Origin of the sequence: Acidiphilium sp., from assembly GCF_049977125.1 — a bacterium.
Lineage (GTDB): Bacteria > Pseudomonadota > Alphaproteobacteria > Acetobacterales > Acetobacteraceae > Acidiphilium.
This window is the reverse complement of record NZ_JBMFGY010000138.1, coordinates 4018-7215: the sequence shown is the minus strand read 5'-3', so window position 1 is coordinate 7215 and position 3198 is coordinate 4018. Positions and strand designations below refer to the sequence as shown.

2 protein-coding genes are annotated in these 3198 nt (G+C 64.5%); both read right to left on the bottom strand.

Annotation, left to right across the window (positions count from 1 at the left end):
- Nucleotides 1-7: 7 nt before the first annotated feature.
- On the bottom strand, nucleotides 8-697 hold the full coding sequence (locus tag ACP5E6_RS14955) for a response regulator (protein WP_427955278.1): 690 nt from the start codon (nucleotides 695-697) through the stop codon (nucleotides 8-10).
- The coding region (locus tag ACP5E6_RS14950) for a DUF4118 domain-containing protein (protein ID WP_427955275.1) at nucleotides 694-3198 on the bottom strand (2505 nt) is incomplete at its 5' end. The genes ACP5E6_RS14950 and ACP5E6_RS14955, both read right to left, overlap by 4 nt.

Here is a 3198-nt window from a genome sequence, read left to right as displayed (position 1 = left end):
AATTGTTCTACGAAAAATAGTAGCCAATACCAGGTCTCGTTAATATATGTTTTTCGCCATATTCGCCAAATATTGATCGTAATTGACCTACATATATTCGAAGATAACCAACGTCTGATAAATGTGATTTACCCCATACTATGCTTAATATATTTTCATGCGTCAGAACAACTCCCCTGTTAATAACTAACAATCTAAGAATACGATATTGAGTCTTTGTTAATTTAATTTCTTGTTGACCAACGACTGCCGACATATTGTTATCTATAAGTCGTATATCATCATATGTGATATCTCCAGCGGTTTTATCATGGACGTGATTATTTGACCTGATTGTTTTACGCATGCGCGCCAGGAGTTCGCCTACGCCAAATGGTTTTTCGACATAATCATCGGCCCCATGATCGAACGCCATGATCTTTTCGGCCTCTTGTGCGCGGGCCGATAACACAATGATGGGGACATCGGAAAACTCCCGCAATTTTCTAAGAACAACCTGCCCGTCCACATCAGGCAAGCCAAGGTCGAGTAGCACGAGATCTGGGGCTGTGGTTACAGCGAGACGCAGGGCTTGAGTTCCGGTGTCAGCGCGAAGCGCAATATAACCGGCGGCTTCGAGGGCGGGCTTAAGGAAGCGATGAATCTGCGGCTCATCGTCCACCACGAGGATGTTACCGGTGCTGACAGGGTCATTCATGCCGAATGCAGCCTAATCGTCATGATTGTGCCGGGTAAACCATCACGCGGCAGATCGGGGCGGGGGGAGGCCGCGCTGATCGTGCCGCCCATGGCTTCGACGAAAGCGCGCGCGATGGCGAGGCCGAGGCCGGTGCCGGCGGCGATCCGGTCGCCTCGCTCGGCACGGAAGAAACTGTCGAACACATGGGGCAAATCGGCGGCGTCGATGCCAATGCCTTCGTCGGCCACCGAAATCGCCGTCATACCCAACTCACGCACGGCCCGGATCGTGATGGCCGAGCCGTTGGGCGCGTATTTGATCGCATTTTCCAGCAAATTCACGATCACCTGTTCCAGTAGTGCCGGGTCGGCTTGCACGGTTTCAGTACCTTCCGCCAAATTGACCGCCGTGTGAAGCGCTTCCGGCACCCGCGCGACGGCGGCCTCGATCAAGCCGGCAAGGTCAATGGTCTCCCGCCGTGCAACAATCTCGCCGGTTTCGATCCTTGCCATGCCCGTGATATTGGCAAGAAACCGCGTCATCCGCCCGACATCCTGGACAATGCTGGCAAGCAGATCAGCGCGTACGGCCTCACTAAGGGTGATCCCCGATGTCGCCAGGGTTTCGGCGGCACCGCGGATGCCCGTCAGCGGGGTGCGCAGGTCGTGCGAGAGGGAGGAGAGCAGGGCGGTGCGCAGTTTCTGGGTGGCTTCCTGGGCGTTGGCTTCGGCGGCGCGGGCGGCGAGGCGGAGGCGTTCGGTGGCCATGGCGGCTTGATCGGCCAGGGCGCCGAGGGCTTGGGCGAGCGGTTCGGTGAGGGGGGCGGCGGGTTGCACGCCGAGCACGCCGATCACGCCGGCTTCGGTGGCGAGCGGCAGGAAGCGCCAGGGGACGGAGGGGAGGGTGATGGTGCCGGCGCCGGTGGCGACGCGGTTGGCGTAGGCGAATTCGGCGGCGGCCTGGGCGGGTTCGTCGAGCGGCGTCGCAATCGGCAGGGTGTTTTTTTGGGCCATCAGGACGACGGCGTGGTCGGCGAGGGCGGCGGCTTCGGTTTCGATGGCGGTGCGCAGGGCGGCTTCGTCGGTGGCTTGGGCGAGGGTGCGGCCGAACAGGGCGACGCGGCGGAGCGCATCGATCCGGCTGCGGGCGGCTTCGGCTTCGATGCGGACACGGCCGGCGAGGGTGCCGGTGAGCAGGCCGACCGCGAGGAAGACGATCAGGGCGACGACGTCGCGCGGGTCGCCGACCGAGAGGGTGAAGACCGGGGGCAGGAAGAAGAAGTTCCACAGCAGGAAGCTGGCGAGGGCGGCGAACAGGCCGAGGCGGCGGCCGTAGCGGCTGGCGACGCCGACGACGATGCCGGTGAAGACGAAGCCCATGGCGTCGTGCGGCACGTAGTCGCGCAGAAGGAAGCCGAGCAGGGTCGCGAGCGTCATGATGCCGAGGCTGATGGCGTAGGGCAGCAGGGGTTGGCGCGGGCGGGCGAGTTTCGGGGCGGTGGGGCGGGCGGCGGGGTCGGGCACGACGTAGAGCGAATAGGCGCGGGCGCGGTGGCCGAGTTTGGCGGCGAGCGGGCGGGGGCGCCAGAGGCGCTGGTACCAGGCGTCGGCGGGGCCGCGGGCGAGCACGATATGGGCGATGTTCTGGCGGGAGGCGACATCGAGCGCTGCGGTTGCGGCATCGGCGTTGGTTGAGATCTCGACGGCGCCGCCGAGTTGGATCGCGAGGTCGAGTGCCGATTGGACGCCGCCGCCGGCTTCGGTTTCGGCGTGGAAGGCGAGCAGGGGGGCGCGCAGGGCATCGGCCAGGCGGGCGGCATAGCGCACCACCTGTTCGGCGGCGGGGCCGGATTCCACCACCGCCATGACGCGCTCGGCGGCGGGCCAGGGGCCGGTGATGGCGCGCGCGCGCATGTAGCTGGCGATGTCGCGGTCGACGTGCTGGGCGACGCGGCGCAGCGCCATTTCGCGCAGGGAGGCGAGGTTGCCGGGGCGGAAGAAGCCATCGAGCGCTCGGCGGGCGAGGTCGGGGCGGTAGATGCGGCCCTGTTCGAGGCGGATGCGGAGTTCGGCGGGGGGCAGGTCGATCAGTTCGATTTCGGCGGCGAGGCCGAGCACGGTGTCGGGCAGGGTTTCGGCGACGCGAACGCCGGTGATGCGGGCGACCTGGTCGTTGAGACTTTCGAGGTGCTGGACGTTCAGCGTGGTCCAGACATCGATGCCGGCGTGCAGGATGTCGGCGACGTCCTGCCAGCGTTTGGCGTGGCGCAGGCCGGGTGCGTTGGTGTGGGCGAGTTCGTCGACCAGGAGCAGGCCGGGGCGGCGGGCGATGGCGGCTTCGAGGTCGAACTCCTCGAGCACGTGGCCGCGGTAGGGCACCGGTTTGCGCGGCAGGACCGGCAGGTCGCCGAGTTGTTCGGCGGTTTCGGCGCGGCCATGGGTTTCGATCAGCCCGGCCAGGACATCGACGCCTTCATCGCGTTTCTGCCGCGCGGCGGCGAGCATTTCCCAGGTCTTGCC